This window comes from Sphingobium boeckii (genome assembly GCF_014199215.1).
Taxonomy (GTDB): Bacteria; Pseudomonadota; Alphaproteobacteria; order Sphingomonadales; family Sphingomonadaceae; genus Sphingobium_A; species Sphingobium_A boeckii.
Genome location: NZ_JACIJC010000004.1, coordinates 340,048 through 356,029, shown reverse-complemented (window position 1 = coordinate 356,029; position 15,982 = coordinate 340,048). Strand labels below are relative to the sequence as shown.

Below are 15,982 nucleotides of genomic sequence, written 5' to 3'. Positions count from 1 at the left end.
CCGGCTGTCCGCTCATGCTCCGGTGGTGATCATATCCCCATCGGCTGTTGCGGTCTCGCCTCAGGAACACCGGGGCGGTGATGAAGCTGCGCGCAGATTTTCTCCGCCTCCTGCTCGGCGCGAAGCAATTGCTCGCGCACGAAGCGCGGCTTCATGCCGTCCACGATGCAATCGAAATGCACATGATCGCAGCGGGCGAGGGAAAATGCGCTGGCCAGATAATCGTCAAAAACATGTCGCAAGGCGACCCAGGCGGCCTTTTCATTCAACCAGGCCCAGCTCGATCCCGATGATGAAAAGCTCAGCAGGTTGCGGCCGGACAGGATCGGATGAAATTGCTGGTCCCGCACGGCCCTGTGCGAAAAGCCGGCACCAAGCACGCGCTCGACATAGCCCTTCAACATCGCGGGTGGCGTGCCAAACCATAAGGGATAGATGAACACGAATTGCGCCGTGCCGGCGATCAGCCCCAATTCATCCTCTACATCGGCGGAGAGCCTGAAATCAGGCGATGTCGGCCGCTCCGCCGCCCTGAGCACGGGATCGAAACCCATCTGATACAGATCCCGAACGATGACGTGATCGCCGTGCCGCCGGACCACGTCGCAATATCGATCAGCCACCGCCGCACAAAAGCTGTCGGGGTCGGGATGACAAAGGATGACGCAATGTTTCAGGTCAGAACGATCCGGGATTCGATGATCCATGGCTATGCTCCTTGCAGCATAACTCTATCGAATTGCGATTGGCTGTCGTTACGTGACTTTACGGGGTGGACGCCGCAGGTGACGCTCGCATCAATGGGCGTTGGCGACCCTCGCATTCTACATCCGCCGATCCGCTTCCAGTCCACGCTCCAGAAGTTTGAGGCGATCGACGATGGAGAAGAAGAAGGCGGTTGACCAGCCGATCAGGATGATGCCGCTGGCACCTTCGATCGCGCCCAGAATGCGAAATCCCCGCGGCAGGACCAAATCGCCATATCCGATGGTGACGTAGGTGGAGGTCGAGAAATACAGAGCCTGCTCCAAGTCTGGAAAAACATCGAGCCATCGGTAAACGCCAGCCCAAGCCCATATTTCGATGGAATGAAGGCCGAACAGTCCAAAGGCGCTGAGAAGTATGGCTGTTGCGTTGATCATCGCCGCCGCCATGCGGCTTGTCGCATGACGATGGTGGCGCATGATGGCCAGCAGCGCGGCGAGACCGACAAGGTGAATCAGCACCGTCGATGCGACGATCAATGTGGCAAGGCCGAGCTGCGATGATAGGCTCATGGCAGCCACAATGGCATAGGCGTCGCTTCCCGCCCATCCGCGATTTTCAGTTCGCCTCAAAGAGGCCGCGCATCGCCATGCTGATCCGGTCGCTACGTGATTGTCCGAAGGGCACAAGCCCCGGCGATCCGGCATAGCGCGATCGTCATGGGGCTGTGATCGTTTGAACGGGAGAATAGGATTGGGGATGATCGATATCAACGCGATCTCTGCGATCGGCCTGTCTCTGGCGCTGGGCCTCCTCATCGGGATTCAGCGGGGCTGGGCCTTGCGCAACGAAGCGCCGGGATCGCGCTTCGCTGGTATAAGGACGTTCGGGCTGTTGGGTCTGGCCGGCGGCGTGGCCGGGATCATCCATGGCGACGGATCCGGCGCCGGGCTCCTGATCGTGGCGGCCGCGGCGGCCCTGGTCGTTCTGGGCTATGCGCAGGCGGCGCAGCGCGGCGGACCGATCAGCGGGACGGCGAGTATCGTCGGATTGTTGACACTTGGCTGCGGATTCCTGGCCGCCACGCAGCACGGATCCGTCGCCACGATTACTGCGGTCCTGATGATGCTCATATTGGCGATGCGAAACCAGCTTCATGATTGGGTGCAACGGCTGAGTGAGGTCGAGGTGATCGCAGTCGCCCGGTTCGCGCTGATCTCGCTGGCAATCCTGCCGCTGCTGCCCGATCGGGCCTATGGCCCCTTCGATGCCTGGAACCCGTATAAACTGTGGCTGGTGGTGGTGATGGTGTCGGGCTTCTCGTTCGCGGGCTACATCGCAAGCCGGCATCTGGGCGCGTCGCGCGGCACGATCGCGACCGCCGGGGCGGGGGCGATGGTTTCGTCAACGGCGGTGACTGCGGCGCTGGCGGTGCGATTGCGCGACGGGGATGACAATGCGCCCGTCCTTGCGGCCGGGATCGCGACCGCCTCAGCGGTGATGCTTGTGCGCGTGCTGGTCCTCGTGGCGGCGCTGGCACCCTTTGCGCTTCCTACGCTTGCGGTTGTCGTCATGCCGGCCGCACTAGTGAGCACGCTCGCCACCTTTTGGTATTTGCGCGCGGCGGCGCGGCTCCCGGCGCAGGGCGTGCAGGAAGTGTCGGTGCGCAATCCTTTCGATATCGGGCCGGCCCTGGGCTTGATGGCGCTGGTGATGGTGGTATCGCTGGTGTCGCGCTGGGTTCTGCACAGGTTCGGCGATGCCGGGCTGGCGACCGTGCTTGCGATTTCCGGCACCTTCGACGTCGATTCCGCCATCATCACGATGAGCGGATTGCCATCGGGAACGCTCGATGCCCGGATGGCCGGTCTGGTGCTGGCCGCCCCCGTGATGCTCAACACGCTCTTCAAGGCCGCGGTGGCGATCAGCCTTGCGGGATGGAGCCGGGGCTGGCGCGCCGCGGTGCCGCTGGTCGCGAGCGTTGCAGCGGGGATGCTGACGCTACCCGTCTTATTGGGAAATGCGATCCTTTGAGGTTTGCGTATCTCCCGTGCGCTGCGCTTGATCGCGGTGTTCCAAAAGGCTCTCTTCGGTCACGACGAAGAGCATCACGCCCGCAAATGCCGACATGGCTGCGACAACCAGATACAGAAAATGTGCGCCGATGAATGACAACATAAACAGCCTCCTTGATCGAACGCTGCACTATTGCGGAAATATTCGGGGTGGCATTCGCAAATTTACTTATGCTTCGTTTGCGCCGCGCCCGGTTTCGTATCCGTATCATCACGCATATCTGGCGGATGACCGCCGCAATAGCGTCCGCTTGGAACAATGGAGGTGGTGATGAAAAATATCCTGTTGCTGGTGCATGATGACGAGGGCCAGGAATCGCGGCTTCAGGCGGCGCTTGATCTCACGCGCGCCCTGGGAGGGCATTTGTCCTGCATCGACGTTGCCGTGCTGCCCATGGTGGTGGGCGATCTTTATGGGGGTGCGGGGACGGCCATGCTGCTTGCCGATGAGCGCGCGCGAGAGGGTCAGAACAAGGCGAAGCTCGAAGCGCGGCTCGCGCGCGAAGACGTGTCGTGGGACTGGATCGATTTTACGGGCTCGCTGGTGGAGGGCGTGCTGGAAGCCGCGTCTCTGGCGGATCTGATCGTTCTCAACCGCAAGCTGGACAGCTTTCCCTATCCCGATATGCACGACGCGGCGAGCCGCATTCTGATGCACGCTCGCCGGCCTGTGGTCGCGGTTCCCGAGACGCTGACCTGCTTCAAGCTCGATCGTGCCGTGATCGCCTGGGACGGGCAGGCGGCTTGCATCGCCACGATGCAGGCGTGCGTGCCAATATTGGCCTTGGCGAAGGAGGTCGAGATCTTCACCGTCCGCGACGGCGGCGGGAAAATCGAGCCGGCCGAGGCGGCTGAATATCTGTCGCGCCATGGCATCCATGCCAGCGTGCGTATCATCGACGACGGGCTTGATGCCGCGGATCATCTCATCACCGAAGAATGCGTGCGCCTGAATGCGGATTATGTCGTGATGGGTGCCTATAGTCGCGGTCGACTGATGGAAGCATTCGGTGGGGTCACGAAGCGTATGTTGGCGAACAGCAAACTGCCTTTGATCCTGGGTCACTGACGCGGCTGAAACGGGAATGAGCGGTCGCGCGGCAGGCAGACCGCTTATTCCCCGCCACACCGGCTTGGCCAAAACGCGTGGTGAACCGCACGCGCAATTCCAATTGCTTGAAAGATAGCGATATTACGCGACCAGAAAATTCATGTTATGCTGGTGGCCTATCAAGTTGCAGGCTTTGAAGCCGGGGGTGTCGCTGGCCCTCCCACCTGCGCGGATGAGGGCCAGACGTTCGATGCCGAACCGCGAAAGCGCGATTTCCATGCGTATCATCACGGCCCTGGCGGTCGTGCTGATCACCGCATGTTTGCGCTATGTCGCGGATCCCTGGCTGGCCGATCGATCCGCATTTTTCCCATTCGTGCTGTCGCTGATCATCATTGCGGTGGGGCTGGGCACATGGCCGACGCTGATCGCCGCGTTGCCGGCACTGGGTCTGGGCATTTATTTCGCCGACCGTGAAGGCTTCACGACCGGAGACGCCGTGGAAGCCGGGCTATTCCTGCTGGCGCTCGGCGCGGTCGTCCTGGTCGCCGCGAGCCTTGATCAGTTGCTGGCACAGGCCGTTATGCGTGCACGGGAACTGGATGCCCGCGCATCTCGCGCGGATCAGGTCGCGGAGGAACTCGGCCTGCTGATTGATGGTGCGCAGGGGCACGCCATCTATCTGCTGGATCCCGATGGTCATGTCACGATCTGGAACAAGGGCGCGGCGCGGCTGAAGGGCTGGTCTGAGGAGGAGGTGCTGGGGCGCCACGCCACCATTTTCTATCCCAAGGATGCCGTGGACGCTGGGAAGCCGGCGCAGGATCTGGCGCGCGCCGCCGCGGAAGGCAAATTCGAGGAGGAAGACTGGCGGGTCCGCAAGGACGGTTCTGAGTTTCTGGCCAGCGTGTCGATCACGGCCTTGCGCAACGCGGATGGCAGCCTGAGAGGCTTTTCCAAGATCGTGTCCGATATTACGGAGCGGCGCGCGGCGGAAGAGGCGCTGCGTGCGCGGGAAAGCCATCTTCGTTCCATTCTGTCCACGGTGCCCGATGCGATGATCGTCATCGATGACGAGGGGATCATCGTGTCGTTCAGCGCTGCCGCCGAACGGCTCTTCGGCTTCAGGGAAGTGGAAATCCTCGGCAGCAATGTCAGCCGGCTGATGCCCTCGCCCGATCGGGAGCGGCATGATGGCTATCTCGGCCGCTATCTGCAGACCGGGGAGAAGCGGATCATCGGCATCGGCCGCGTGGTGTTTGGCGAGCGGCGTGATGGCTCGACCTTTCCGATGGAATTGTCCATCGGTGAAGCAACCGGCGTCCAACGGCTCTTTACCGGGTTCATCCGCGATCTCACCGAACGCCAGCGCACCGAGCAGCAGCTTGAGACGCTGCAATCCGAGCTGATCCATGTCTCGCGCGTGAGTGCCATGGGGACGATGGCCTCCACCCTTGCTCACGAACTGAACCAGCCCATCACCGCGGTCGCCAATTATGTTCAGGGGATTCGCGATCTTCTGGCAAAGCCCGATCCGGACAATCTGCCGATGATCCGCGAGGCGCTGGACGATACCGCCAGCGAGGCTTTGCGCGCCGGGCATATCGTCCGGCGGTTGCGCAATTTCGTGGCACGCGGCGAAGTGGACAAGACCATCGAGAAGCTCCCCGCGCTCATCAATGAGGCCGCGGTGCTCGGCCTGCTCGGCGCGCGGGAGAAAGGCATCGAGCCGCTGTTCGATCTCGATCCCTATGCGTCCCCGGTGCTGGTGGACAAGGTGCAGATTCAGCAGGTTCTGATCAATCTGATCCGCAATGCGGTCGAGGCGATGGCGCAGAGCGCCGTGCGGAGGCTCACGGTCGCCAGCCGACCTGATCAACCGGGCTTCGTGCGGGTGACGGTAAGCGACACGGGCAGCGGCGTGGCCCCCGACATCGCCCGAAATTTGTTCACCGCCTTCGTCAGCTCCAAGAGCGACGGCATGGGGCTTGGCCTTTCCATCTGCCGCACCATCGTCGAAGCCAATGGCGGCCGGATCTGGATGGAACCGGGGATCGGCGGCGGCACAGCCTTTCATTTCACGCTGATGCGCGCACAGATAGAGGAGGGGGCATGACCGATCGGAAGCTGATTCATATCGTGGATGACGAGGATGCCGTGCGCCGATCCGCCAGCTTCATGCTCAAGACATCGGGCTATGCGGTGGAGACCTGGGCGTCCGGGGCGGCCTTTCTCAAAGACATTCGCCATGCCGAGCATGGCTGCGTGCTGCTCGACGTGCGAATGCCCGAGATGGACGGCCTCGAAGTCCAGCAGCAATTGGGCGAGCGGGGCATCACGATGCCGGTCATTATCCTGACGGGCCATGGTGATGTTTCGATTGCCGTCCGCGCCATGAAGATGGGGGCAGTGGAATTCATCGAAAAGCCGTTCGAAAAATCGGTGCTGATCAGCGCGATCGAAGCGGCGTTCGACAGGATCGCGGCGGCGGACGGGGTGGCGACGCGGGCGGCGGAAGCGCATAGGATTCTCGGCGCGCTGACGCCGCGCGAGCGCGATGTGCTCGAGGGGCTGGCGCAGGGTTTGCCCAACAAGACGATTGCCTTCGATCTCGGTATTTCGCCGCGCACGGTGGAAGTGCACCGCGCCAACCTCATGACCAAGCTCGACGTGCGTAGCCTGTCCGACGCGCTGCGGATCGCGTTCGCCGCCGGCATGGGTGTCTGACCTCGGGACCAATACGTAGCGACCCCGGGCCTTTACGGTGCCATCTATGCGGCATTTGAGGGTCTACATGAATGGATGTCGCGACGGGTGCACTGATGGTCGAGCGGCCGAAAATCCTGTTGCTGGAAGATGATCCGGGCGTGCGGCGATCTCTCCAGCTTCTTCTCCAGGCCCAGGGTCTGGACGTGAGAGCCTATGCTTCGGGTGTTTCCCTGCTGGCGGACGAAACAACGGCCGGGGCGATCTGCCTTGTGGCGGATTACCGGCTTGAGGATCTTGACGGCATCGCGGTGCTGTCCCGCCTGCGCGCAAAACATTGGGATGGACCCGCGATCCTGATTACGGCCTTTCCCACCGAAGCGCTGCGCCGCCGCGCGCTTGTGGCCGGATTTGCGGTGGTGATGGAAAAGCCGCTGCGGCCCCGCGCCCTGACCGAAACGCTGTCGCGCATGGTTTCGCGCACCAAAGGAGAAGCCTGACGTCTTGCGCTATGGCAGCGCGCCGACGAGGCTGAGCGCGACGGCTTCGGCCACCTTGATACCATCGACCCCGGCGGACAGGATGCCCCCGGCATAGCCTGCGCCTTCGCCTGCGGGATACAGGCCCGCGGTGTTCAGGCTTTGAAAGTCGCTGCCCCGGTTGAGGCGGATGGGCGAGGAGGTCCGCGTCTCCACGCCGGTCAGCATCGCATCCGGATGGTCATAGCCCGGTATCTGCTTGCCGAAGATCGGAAGCGCCTCGCGGATCGATTGCACGGCGAATTCGGGCAGGCAGGCGGCCAGATCGGTCAGGTGGACCCCGGGCCGGTATGAGGGGATGACGCTGCCGAGCGCGGTGGAGGGGCGGCCCGCCAGGAAATCGCCGACGCGCTGCGCCGGGGCTTCATAATTCGAACCGCCGGCGACATAGGCTTTGGACTCCCAGTGTCGCTGGAAATCGATGCCGGCAAGCGCATGTTCGGGATAGTCGCGCGCGGGATCAATGCTGACCACCAGGCCCGAATTGGCGTTGCGCTCATTGCGGGAATATTGGCTCATCCCGTTGGTCGCCACCAGGCCCGCTTCGGACGTGGCGGCGACCACCGTGCCGCCGGGGCACATGCAGAAGCTGTAGACCGTGCGGCCATTGGCGCAGTGATGCGACAGGCTGTAGGCGGCGGCGCCCAGATCGGGATGCCCGGCGCAGGGGCCGAAGCGCGCCTCGTCGATCCAGGATTGGGGATGCTCGATCCGCACGCCGATCGAAAAGGGCTTGGCCTCGATCTGGACGCCCTGTTCCATCAGCGTTCTGAACGTATCGCGCGCGCTGTGGCCGACGGCGAGGACGACATGATCGGCCTCGAGATAACCGTCATTGGCCAGATGCAAACCGCGGACGCGACGCCGGCCGGCGTCGTCGGTAACGATGTCGAGCCGATCGACTCGTTGTTCGAACCGATATTCGCCGCCCAAGGCTTCGATGGTTTCGCGGATGCTCTCCACCATCGTCACCAGCCGGAACGTGCCGATATGGGGATGCGCTTCGGTCAGGATCTCCGGCGGGGCACCCGCCTTGACGAATTCGGTCAGCACCTTGCGGCCCAAGTGACGGGGATCCTTGATCTGGCTGTAGAGCTTGCCATCGGAGAAGGTGCCCGCCCCGCCCTCGCCAAACTGCACGTTGGATTCGGGGTTGAGCACACCGCGCCGCCACAAGCCCCATGTATCCTTCGTGCGCTCTCGCACCACCTTGCCGCGGTCGAGGATGATGGGCCTGAAACCCATTTGCGCCAGAATCAGGCCCGCAAACAACCCACATGGCCCCGCACCCACGACCACTGGACGCCGCCCGGCCTGCGCAGCGGGTGCCTTGGCGACGAATTGATAGCGCGTGTCGGGCGCGGGCTGGACGTGTCGGTCCTTTTTCATGCGGGCCAGCACGGCCGGCTCATTCTTCACAGTCACATCAACCGAATAGACCATCTGGATCGCGGTTTTGTCGCGCGCATCGTGCGCGCGGCGGACCACGACATGGCGGATCAGATCGCGCGGCGAGATGTTCAACCGCTTGCAGATCAACGCGGCCAGCGAGTCTTCGGTTTGATAGAGCGGCAATGTGAGTTCGGTCAGGCGGATCATCGCCTTGCCCTAGCGGGAACGGGGCGGGCCCGCCATGGGGGGATGACATCCCTTCATCGCCTCTTATTTAAGGGAGGATTGGAGATCGAAATGTCCAAATATGAAAAAACCGCCGCTGCCATCGCGGCACTCTCGCCCGAACAATATCATGTGACGCAGGAAAGCGGCACCGAGCGCCCCGGCACAGGTGCGTATCTGAACAATAAGGAACCCGGCATTTACGTCGATATCGTGTCAGGTGAGCCCCTGTTCGCCAGCGCGGACAAATATGAATCCGGATGCGGCTGGCCCAGCTTCACCAAACCGATCGAACCAGTCCATGTCACAGAATTGCGTGATGCGTCGCTCGGCATGGTGCGCATCGAAGTGCGGTCTGCGCAGGGGGACAGCCATCTTGGCCATGTGTTCAACGATGGGCCGCGCGATCGTGGCGGTCTGCGCTATTGCATCAATTCGGCCTCGCTCCGCTTCGTCCACCGCGACGATATGGTGGATGAAGGCTATGGCGATTATGTCGCCCAGGTGGAGAATGTGGCATGAGCAGTGAACGCGCCGTTCTGGCCGGGGGATGTTTCTGGGGTATGCAGGATTTGATCCGCAAGCTGCCAGGAGTGGAGTCCACGCGGGTGGGCTATTCCGGGGGTGAAGTGCCCAACGCCACCTATCGCAATCACGGCCATCATGCCGAGGCGATCGAGATCATCTATGATCCTGCGCAAACCAGCTTCAGGGCTTTGCTGGAATTCTTTTTCCAGATTCACGATCCGACGACGCCAAACCGGCAGGGTGGCGATGTCGGGGCAAGCTATCGCTCTGCAATCTTCTACGTCGACGACCTACAGAAAGCTGTGGCTGAAGATACGATCGCCGACGTCGAGGCATCGGGATTGTGGCCCGGCAAAGTCGTGACCGAGTTGAGCCCGGTTGGCGATTTCTGGGAGGCGGAACCCGAGCATCAGGATTATCTGGAACGGCTGCCCAATGGCTACACCTGCCATTTCGTCCGGCCGGGCTGGACCCTGCCGCATCGGGCAGATGCCATCTGACGCCACGCGGTCTGGCAGAAAAATGCCCCGCCCGGAATATTCGGAGCGGGGCAGTATTTTTTTGAAGGCGGTGAAAGGGGGAAAACACCGCACTTGTCTTACTAACCAATCTCAAGCGCGATTGTTCCCGCTCATGCGAGCATTCTCAAGGACGGCTCGCGATCCCAAAATCGTTTTGCTGCAGCCGCCACGAAATCCTTGCCTGTTGCGGTAACGCCCTCGTCTAGAACGACATTGGCCTTGTCGAGCACCGCCTGCGCGCCATCGGATGCGCCGATCGCTTTCAAATGGCCAAAGGCGTCCATCGCAAACTGAACCGCAGCGGCTTCCTTTGCGAGCATCGCGCCGCCCTCGGGCGACAGGATCAGCGCCACCGCGTCGAAGATTTGCGACGGCATACCCGCAAGCTGCCCGTCGGCCTTCCTCACGCTGCCGTCCGCCAGCACGGCACCGCCCACCTTGGGCGCGACCAGCACGGCCTTTCCCTTCGCCGCAGTGACGGCCTTGATCAGCGCATCGATCTCGGCACCGTCAGAACCGTCGGCATAAAGGATGCCGACACAGCGGCCTTCAAGCGTCTCTTTCATATTCTTCTGGATCGAGAGCGCGGGGCTCGGCTCCATGTCTACCGGCGCACGCGCCGCCTTGGTCTTCGGGGGAAGGGTGATAGCGAGACCGTCGGCCACGCGCTTGGCCAGCCCTTCGTCCACATTGCGCAGGCCCGCGACCATTCGGCCCGGCACCTGCTGGAGGCCCACTTTCGACAGCTCGAAAACGAAGGAGGAGGCAATATGCGCCTGTTCGCTCTCGGTCTGCGACAACCAGAACAGCCGCGCCTGACTGTAATGATCGGCGAACAGCTCGGCACGGACGCGCAATTTGTCGCCTTGCTCGTCATTGTCCGCACTGCCCTCAAAGGTCTTGAAACCCGTCATCGGGCATTCGCGCGGCCCGCCCTCTTCGCCATGGGCAGCCAGGCTGTTGGGTTCGTAATTCGCGCGCCCGACCGGGATGTTCATCTGCATCTGCCCATCGCGCTGGAAATTCATCACCGGGCATTTGGGGGCGTTGATGGGGATCTGGTGGAAATTGGCCGTTCCCAACCGGCTCTTTTGCGTATCGAGATAGCTGAACAGCCGCCCCTGAAGCAGAGGGTCGTTCGAGAAATCGACGCCCGGCACGATGTTGGCGGGGCAGAAAGCGACCTGCTCGGTCTCGGCAAAGAAATTGTCGGGCCAGCGATCCAATACCATCCGACCGACGATTCGCACCGGCAGGATTTCTTCCGGGATCAACTTTGTCGCGTCGAGCACGTCATAGGGCTGGGCGTCGGCAAAGGCCTGATCGAAGGTCTGGATGCCCAGCTCCCATTCGGGGAAGGCACCCGTGTCGATGGCTTCGAACAGATCACGGCGATGATAATCATTGTCGGCCGCCTGCAATTTCAACGCTTCATCCCACACGGTGGATTGCACGCCCAGCTTGGGCTTCCAGTGGAACTTGACGAAGGTGGATTTGCCCTTGGCATTGACGAAGCGGAAGGTGTGAATGCCAAAGCCTTCTATGGTGCGCAGGCTGCGCGGGATGGTGCGATCCGACATCGCCCACATCAGCATATGGGTTGTTTCGGGGAGCAAGGATGCCCAGTCCCAGAACGTGTCATGCGCCGACCCGGCTTGCGGATAGCCGCGATCGGCTTCCATCTTGACCGCATGGACCAGATCCGGAAATTTGATCGCATCCTGAATGAAGAAGACCGGGATGTTGTTGCCAACCAGATCCCAATTGCCTTCCTTGGTATAGAATTTGACCGCAAAGCCTCTCACGTCGCGGGGCGTATCCACCGATCCCGCGCCGCCGGCGACTGTGGAGAAGCGCGTGAACAGAGGCGTCCGCTCGCCGACGCGCTGAAACAAATCGGCCTTGGTGATATCCGCCAGGGACTCGGTGCATTCGAAAAAGCCATGCGCCGCGCTGCCGCGTGCATGGACGATCCGCTCGGGAATCCGCTCATGATCGAAATGGAAAATCTTTTCACGAAGGACGAAATCTTCGAGAAGGGTAGGGCCGCGCTCACCGGATTTCAGGCTGTTCTGATTGTCTGAAACGCGGATGCCCTGATTGGTCGTCAGATGCGCCGCGCTATCATGTGGCCCTTTTTCAGGAATGGCCTGATGCGTTTCGCCGCCTTGGCCCTGCTTGGTTTCGAATTCGGCTTTCTGCGCCATGCCACCCTCCAGATGTTTCAATTCTGCTCCACGCGGCCTTTTGGCTGACGCGAGCAATCGTCTCGGAAGGCCAAACGCTCAGGAACGAATAAGGAAGCGGGGTCGCACGCAAAAAAGATATCAACATCGATCAATGCCGTTGCAGGGCTGACAGGAACCATTTCGTAACCGCATCGTTCTGAACGCTTCCCGCCCCGAATGCCCCCGTGGAGACGTGAACATGCTTTGGACCATCGCCGTCATTCTCGTCATCCTGTGGCTGCTCGGCTTCGCCTTTCATGTCGCGGGCGGCATCATCCATCTTCTGCTGGTCATTGCGGTCGTCGTGGTGATCTTCCAGTTCGTCACCGGTCGCCGGAAACTCTAACCGCTATCGCAACAGGCTCGTCAGGCGCGCACGGATGACGGCTTCGGGCCGGACAGCGAATTGCGGTTGAAGGGCCTCGGCCGATTTCCGGGCCGCAGATGCCAGTCTTCCATCGACATAAGCATTCTGGATCATCTGCCGGAGGATGGGAGCGGTGCGATCGTGGATCGTGGCGACTTGCGCCACGCCGGCCGCTTCGGCGCGGCGGGCGTGGTATAGCTGTTCCAGATGCTGGGGGATGCAGATTTGCGGTAGTCCAGCGGCCAGGCCGAGGCATAATATGCCGTGTTGCCCGGCATTGATGATCAGCCGCGAACGGCGGACCAGCAGATCGACGGGCACAGGCGCAGTTTCGAGCAGGACGCCCGCCGCCGTCAGGCGCGTCGCTGCGGAAGGCCCGAGGCCGGGGCAGAAAGCGCGGATGGGCAAACCGAGCGTCGTGATGGCACCCAGAACCGCTTCATCTTCCAATTCGCTGGTTGAGAAATAGACGAAGATTTCATCGCCATCGCTTGCCATGAGGCGCGACACATCAGCGACCGGCGGCAATAGCGGTTGTTCCCGCTGGCCCTGATAGGGATCCAGCATATCGAGCGTGCGCACCAATTCCCCGGAGCGGCGATAGATGTCGGACAGATGATCCAGCGGCGGCACGCCGAGCGGCACAACAGCCTGATTGATCAGGGTCAGCATTTCCGCTTCGTCATAAAGACGATGCGAGAATTCGGGCAGAAAGACGGGAAATTCCGGTAATCTCGGCGGTGGTATCCCATAGCCGGTGCCGACGATCACGGCAGGAATGCTCATGCTATAGGCGGCCATCAGCGCGCAGGGCGCATAATCACCCACCAGAAGATCCGTGCTGCGCGCGGCCAGCACATCCTGCCACCATCGGACCTGGCGAGTCAGGAATGCGGGATCGCGAAATCCGCTGTCGCCCAGATATTCGCCCCAGGTGGCGGTGCGCGTTCCTCCCGGCCCCCGCACGCCCGCCTGATCATAATAGAGGCACGCTGCCGGGAAGACGAGATCGCACAGCGGGGCGATTTCCGCCGCATGGTCCATCCGGCATAACGCGGCGTCATAGATGAAATCCGGACCGAGCGCCGCGGCCACCGTCTTGAGCGTGACGAGATGGCCGCGGCCCGCGCCGGATTCCCAGGCCAGCAGAATACGCGGTTTCAAGGCTGATCAGGTGCAATAACTGCCACCGCAACCGCCGCAGCCGCCGGCGGGCGGGGGTGGCGGCGGCGGGGGTGGCAATGCGACCTGCCCACGCCGGCGGGTGTTGCTGGCACCAAATAATTCATCCTTCAGGCGATTGGCATAGCCGCTGTTACGATCCTGATCGCGGAGAGAAACACCGTTGCTGCCGAAACGCAGGCGAATGCCGGCCCATGCTGCGGCATAGCCGGCATTGCCGATCCGCCCTTCTGCGAACAGCGTGAAGCCGCTGCCAGAGGCGGACAGGGATTTCTCTGTTCCCAGCGCCGCCGCGTGTCGCCCGCCGATATAGCGATGGCCTGCGGTCAGCGACCAGCTATCCCGCGGATAGAAGCTGATGTCCGCCATGCTGAAGAAATTCCCTTTGCGGCCATAATCGTCAACCACGGTGAAGCCGGGTATCACGCCGACGATCGCGGTGGCACGTTCATTATGCTCATAGCCTGCAATGCCGGACAGGGACACGCGGTCCGCATGATAAACGGCTTCGGCTCCGATCCGATACGTGTCCAGCTTCTCGAAACTCTTCAGGTGCGCATAGGCACCATAAACACCCACCGACACTTTGGCGCTGGGCTTCACGCCGATATGCCCTGCCGTGGCCCAAATTGTGTCGCCGAGATGGTCGGCGATCATCGCATCGGCCTGGACCTGCAGCGTGTTGCCGATCCTGAAACCGACGGAGGGAAGGACGCCGCCTGAAAAATCGGTGTCGGAACCGGACAGCGGCCGCTTGTCCCTGGCAACGCCGCCCATGCCCTCGATCCGGAGGATCACGTCGCCGGGTGCGGCCCATGCCGCTTGCGGCAGGAGCCCCGCTGCGGTCACGGCCAGAAGGCCCGCGACGATATTCATTGAATCCTGTGTCTTCACAATGTCCCCCAGTCATCGGGCGCAGAGAATGGCCCGTTCGCTGTCGGGGACGCTTGTCCTCATCCATGTCCTCGGGGGAAAGTGGCAATTAGTTGCAACAGGATGAGAGTTGTTGCGCGCGCAGGAATCTCTGCGCGTTATTCGATCGGCTTGGCCCGCCGGCGCGCCAGATGTTCGCTGATCAGACTGTCTTCGCGCCAGCGATCGGCGATGCGCGACACGAGGCCCGAACTGCCCCAAAGCTCCCCTCGCTGATCTGCCGTATCCAGAATGGAAAGCAAAAGGTTCCGATCCTGCGCCACGGAGGCGAGGAACGCGGCCCATACATGATCCTGCCCAGCATTGCCTGCGAGATTGGCCCTGGCCTGCGCCATCATCACCGCCTGCGCTGTGGGCACATTCGACAAGGCGGCCTGCACGTCAGCGGCCTGGCGTATCAGCGCCGCGTCGTTGCGCAGACGCGCGAAAGCGGAAAAGGCGCGGGCATAACCCGCATAATCGCCCCTCGCGAGATGGATGGCGCTCAGGCAATCGTGGATCACCGCGAAATTCGGATGACTCGCCAATAGGTCTTGTAGCATTTGCATGGCTTCATCCTCTCGCCCGGCAGACCATAAGGCCCAGGCAAGATCGGTCTGGATCGCGGTCGAACCCGGTTCGATCAGGCGGGCGGCGTTCAGTTCGCGCAACGCGCCGGCGTGCGATCCATTGTCTGACAGGATATTGCCATACCAGAAGTGGGTCTGCGCATTGTCGGGAGACAGCGCCTTGGCGCGAAGGAAGGCCTTTGATGCGGTGGGGGCATCATGGTCCCGCCAGTAGGAGATGAAGCCGAGCGCGCGATAGGCTTCGCCCGCATTCGGATCGAGCGCCATGGCTTTCTCAGCCGCAGCCTTCGCCTTGGCAAAGGCTGCTCCATCCGGCAGCGCGCCGAATTCGCGCGCGAGCAGATAGGCCTCCGCCAGGCCGGCATGGGCCGGCGCGAAACCGGGCTCCCTGCGGGTGACTTCGACAAAGGCGGCCATGGCCCGCGTCAGGCTGTCCGGTTCGCGTTTCGCCCAATCATCCCGTGCCTGCAGAAACAGGCGCGCTGCCGCTGGATCCGCGGGCAGGCGTGGTTTCGCAATCGCCTGCTCATTTTGCTGAGGTTTCAGAGTGCAGAAGGCTACCGCGCCGCTCGATAAAGCCATCAGCAGCATGGCGATCACAACCGGTCTCAAGCGGCGCGGCGCAGGGGCGTGGACGGGCGATGCCGCTTCTGCAGCCGCGTCATCATCTGCGGGCAAGCGCGATTGGCTGCTGGCCCAAGCATCCAGTTCTTCCCGCAGCGCATAAACGGTTGCCCTTTTGCCGCCCGGCATTCGCCGCACGGGCAATCCACGGTTGTCGGCCCAGCGGATCGCGGTGGTTCGATCGCGGCCGAAATAGGCACCAATGGCTTTCCAGCCGTCAATCCGCTTCGATGAAGACAAACACGCGCCCCCCGGATACGCCTCCCACGCTGATACGCATGAATCGCGGTGCCGCAACTGCGAAGGTTGAAATTATCATGGATTCGCGATGGCGGCA

General features: G+C 62.1%; 17 protein-coding genes. 8 read left to right on the top strand and 9 right to left on the bottom strand.

Going from position 1 to position 15,982, the window contains the following annotated elements; translation table 11 throughout:
- Positions 1-29: 29 nt before the first annotated feature.
- Complete coding sequence (locus FHS49_RS13240) at positions 30-707, bottom strand: NAD(P)H-dependent oxidoreductase (protein ID WP_184019295.1); 678 nt, start codon at positions 705-707, stop codon at positions 30-32.
- A gap of 117 nt (positions 708-824) precedes the next feature.
- Positions 825-1,277 carry a potassium channel family protein gene (locus tag FHS49_RS13235; RefSeq protein WP_184019293.1) on the bottom strand — a complete coding sequence of 151 codons (453 nt, stop codon included), beginning with the start codon at positions 1,275-1,277 and terminating at the stop codon, positions 825-827.
- A 187-nt stretch (positions 1,278-1,464) separates the two neighbouring features.
- Between FHS49_RS13235 and FHS49_RS13230 the strand changes: the two genes are divergently transcribed.
- Positions 1,465-2,739: an MgtC/SapB family protein gene (locus FHS49_RS13230; RefSeq protein WP_184019291.1), complete on the top strand. Its 1,275-nt coding sequence runs from the start codon at positions 1,465-1,467 to the stop codon at positions 2,737-2,739.
- Here FHS49_RS13230 and FHS49_RS13225 read toward each other — a convergent pair.
- On the bottom strand, positions 2,716-2,883 hold the full coding sequence (locus FHS49_RS13225) for a hypothetical protein (RefSeq protein WP_184019289.1): 168 nt from the start codon (positions 2,881-2,883) through the stop codon (positions 2,716-2,718). The genes FHS49_RS13230 and FHS49_RS13225 overlap by 24 nt on opposite strands.
- A gap of 168 nt (positions 2,884-3,051) precedes the next feature.
- Between FHS49_RS13225 and FHS49_RS13220 the strand changes: the two genes are divergently transcribed.
- On the top strand, positions 3,052-3,849 hold the full coding sequence (locus FHS49_RS13220) for a universal stress protein (protein ID WP_184019288.1): 798 nt from the start codon (positions 3,052-3,054) through the stop codon (positions 3,847-3,849).
- A gap of 123 nt (positions 3,850-3,972) precedes the next feature.
- On the opposite strand, the gene FHS49_RS13215 is transcribed toward FHS49_RS13220, so the two are convergent.
- Positions 3,973-4,110, bottom strand: coding sequence for a hypothetical protein (locus FHS49_RS13215; RefSeq protein ID WP_184019286.1), 138 nt, complete (start codon positions 4,108-4,110; stop codon positions 3,973-3,975).
- On the opposite strand from FHS49_RS13215, the gene FHS49_RS13210 reads away from it, so the two are divergent.
- The 3 genes from FHS49_RS13210 to FHS49_RS13200 all read left to right on the top strand — a co-directional run bounded on the left by FHS49_RS13210 (position 4,109) and on the right by FHS49_RS13200 (position 7,037).
- Entirely contained in the window at positions 4,109-5,947 is a 1,839-nt protein-coding gene (locus FHS49_RS13210; RefSeq protein ID WP_184019284.1) for a PAS domain S-box protein, read from the top strand. The two genes, FHS49_RS13215 and FHS49_RS13210, sit on opposite strands and share 2 nt — an antisense overlap.
- Positions 5,944-6,558 carry a response regulator transcription factor gene (locus FHS49_RS13205; protein WP_184019282.1) on the top strand — a complete coding sequence of 205 codons (615 nt, stop codon included), beginning with the start codon at positions 5,944-5,946 and terminating at the stop codon, positions 6,556-6,558. Before FHS49_RS13210 ends, FHS49_RS13205 begins: the two co-directional genes overlap by 4 nt.
- A 71-nt stretch (positions 6,559-6,629) precedes the next feature.
- On the top strand, positions 6,630-7,037 hold the full coding sequence (locus FHS49_RS13200) for a response regulator (protein WP_246350694.1): 408 nt from the start codon (positions 6,630-6,632) through the stop codon (positions 7,035-7,037).
- A 9-nt stretch (positions 7,038-7,046) separates the two neighbouring features.
- Here the strand turns inward: FHS49_RS13200 and FHS49_RS13195 are convergent, their stop codons facing one another.
- A complete protein-coding gene (locus FHS49_RS13195; RefSeq protein ID WP_184019280.1) occupies positions 7,047-8,675 on the bottom strand; it encodes an NAD(P)/FAD-dependent oxidoreductase in 1,629 nt (542 codons plus the stop codon).
- A gap of 90 nt (positions 8,676-8,765) precedes the next feature.
- Between FHS49_RS13195 and msrB the strand changes: the two genes are divergently transcribed.
- Both msrB and msrA read left to right on the top strand, forming a co-directional pair.
- A complete protein-coding gene (gene msrB, locus FHS49_RS13190) occupies positions 8,766-9,215 on the top strand; it encodes a peptide-methionine (R)-S-oxide reductase MsrB (protein ID WP_184019279.1) in 450 nt (149 codons plus the stop codon).
- Positions 9,212-9,721, top strand: coding sequence for a peptide-methionine (S)-S-oxide reductase MsrA (gene msrA, locus FHS49_RS13185; protein WP_184019277.1), 510 nt, complete (start codon positions 9,212-9,214; stop codon positions 9,719-9,721). Before msrB ends, msrA begins: the two co-directional genes overlap by 4 nt.
- 131 nt (positions 9,722-9,852) lie before the next feature.
- Here the strand turns inward: msrA and FHS49_RS13180 are convergent, their stop codons facing one another.
- Positions 9,853-11,949 (bottom strand): catalase, encoded by a 2,097-nt coding sequence (locus FHS49_RS13180; protein ID WP_184019275.1) that lies wholly within the window; start codon positions 11,947-11,949, stop codon positions 9,853-9,855.
- 220 nt (positions 11,950-12,169) lie between these two features.
- Between FHS49_RS13180 and FHS49_RS13175 the strand changes: the two genes are divergently transcribed.
- Positions 12,170-12,316, top strand: coding sequence for a lmo0937 family membrane protein (locus tag FHS49_RS13175; protein ID WP_184019273.1), 147 nt, complete (start codon positions 12,170-12,172; stop codon positions 12,314-12,316).
- A gap of 3 nt (positions 12,317-12,319) precedes the next feature.
- On the opposite strand, the gene FHS49_RS13170 is transcribed toward FHS49_RS13175, so the two are convergent.
- The 3 genes from FHS49_RS13170 to FHS49_RS13160 form a co-directional block, all read right to left on the bottom strand.
- Positions 12,320-13,501 carry a glycosyltransferase gene (locus FHS49_RS13170; RefSeq protein ID WP_184019271.1) on the bottom strand — a complete coding sequence of 394 codons (1,182 nt, stop codon included), beginning with the start codon at positions 13,499-13,501 and terminating at the stop codon, positions 12,320-12,322.
- Between the two features lie 6 nt (positions 13,502-13,507).
- A complete protein-coding gene (locus FHS49_RS13165) occupies positions 13,508-14,395 on the bottom strand; it encodes a hypothetical protein (protein WP_184019269.1) in 888 nt (295 codons plus the stop codon).
- Between the two features lie 155 nt (positions 14,396-14,550).
- Positions 14,551-15,885, bottom strand: coding sequence for a tetratricopeptide repeat protein (locus tag FHS49_RS13160; RefSeq protein ID WP_184019267.1), 1,335 nt, complete (start codon positions 15,883-15,885; stop codon positions 14,551-14,553).
- Between the last annotated feature and the right edge of the window lie 97 nt (positions 15,886-15,982).

Excerpts from the sequence above, each read along its gene's own strand:
- FHS49_RS13240 (WP_184019295.1), bottom strand. The coding sequence starts at position 707 with ATGGATCATCGAATCCCGGATCGTTCTGACCTGAAACATTGCGTCATC.
- FHS49_RS13235 (WP_184019293.1), bottom strand. The coding sequence starts at position 1,277 with ATGAGCCTATCATCGCAGCTCGGCCTTGCCACATTGATCGTCGCATCG.
- FHS49_RS13230 (WP_184019291.1), top strand. The coding sequence starts at position 1,465 with ATGATCGATATCAACGCGATCTCTGCGATCGGCCTGTCTCTGGCGCTG.
- FHS49_RS13225 (WP_184019289.1), bottom strand. The coding sequence starts at position 2,883 with ATGTTGTCATTCATCGGCGCACATTTTCTGTATCTGGTTGTCGCAGCC.
- FHS49_RS13220 (WP_184019288.1), top strand. The coding sequence starts at position 3,052 with ATGAAAAATATCCTGTTGCTGGTGCATGATGACGAGGGCCAGGAATCG.
- FHS49_RS13210 (WP_184019284.1), top strand. The coding sequence starts at position 4,109 with ATGCGTATCATCACGGCCCTGGCGGTCGTGCTGATCACCGCATGTTTG.
- FHS49_RS13215 (WP_184019286.1), bottom strand. The coding sequence starts at position 4,110 with ATGGAAATCGCGCTTTCGCGGTTCGGCATCGAACGTCTGGCCCTCATC.
- FHS49_RS13205 (WP_184019282.1), top strand. The coding sequence starts at position 5,944 with ATGACCGATCGGAAGCTGATTCATATCGTGGATGACGAGGATGCCGTG.
- FHS49_RS13200 (WP_246350694.1), top strand. The coding sequence starts at position 6,630 with ATGGATGTCGCGACGGGTGCACTGATGGTCGAGCGGCCGAAAATCCTG.
- FHS49_RS13195 (WP_184019280.1), bottom strand. The coding sequence starts at position 8,675 with ATGATCCGCCTGACCGAACTCACATTGCCGCTCTATCAAACCGAAGAC.
- msrB (WP_184019279.1), top strand. The coding sequence starts at position 8,766 with ATGTCCAAATATGAAAAAACCGCCGCTGCCATCGCGGCACTCTCGCCC.
- msrA (WP_184019277.1), top strand. The coding sequence starts at position 9,212 with ATGAGCAGTGAACGCGCCGTTCTGGCCGGGGGATGTTTCTGGGGTATG.
- FHS49_RS13180 (WP_184019275.1), bottom strand. The coding sequence starts at position 11,949 with ATGGCGCAGAAAGCCGAATTCGAAACCAAGCAGGGCCAAGGCGGCGAA.
- FHS49_RS13175 (WP_184019273.1), top strand. The coding sequence starts at position 12,170 with ATGCTTTGGACCATCGCCGTCATTCTCGTCATCCTGTGGCTGCTCGGC.
- FHS49_RS13165 (WP_184019269.1), bottom strand. The coding sequence starts at position 14,395 with ATGAATATCGTCGCGGGCCTTCTGGCCGTGACCGCAGCGGGGCTCCTG.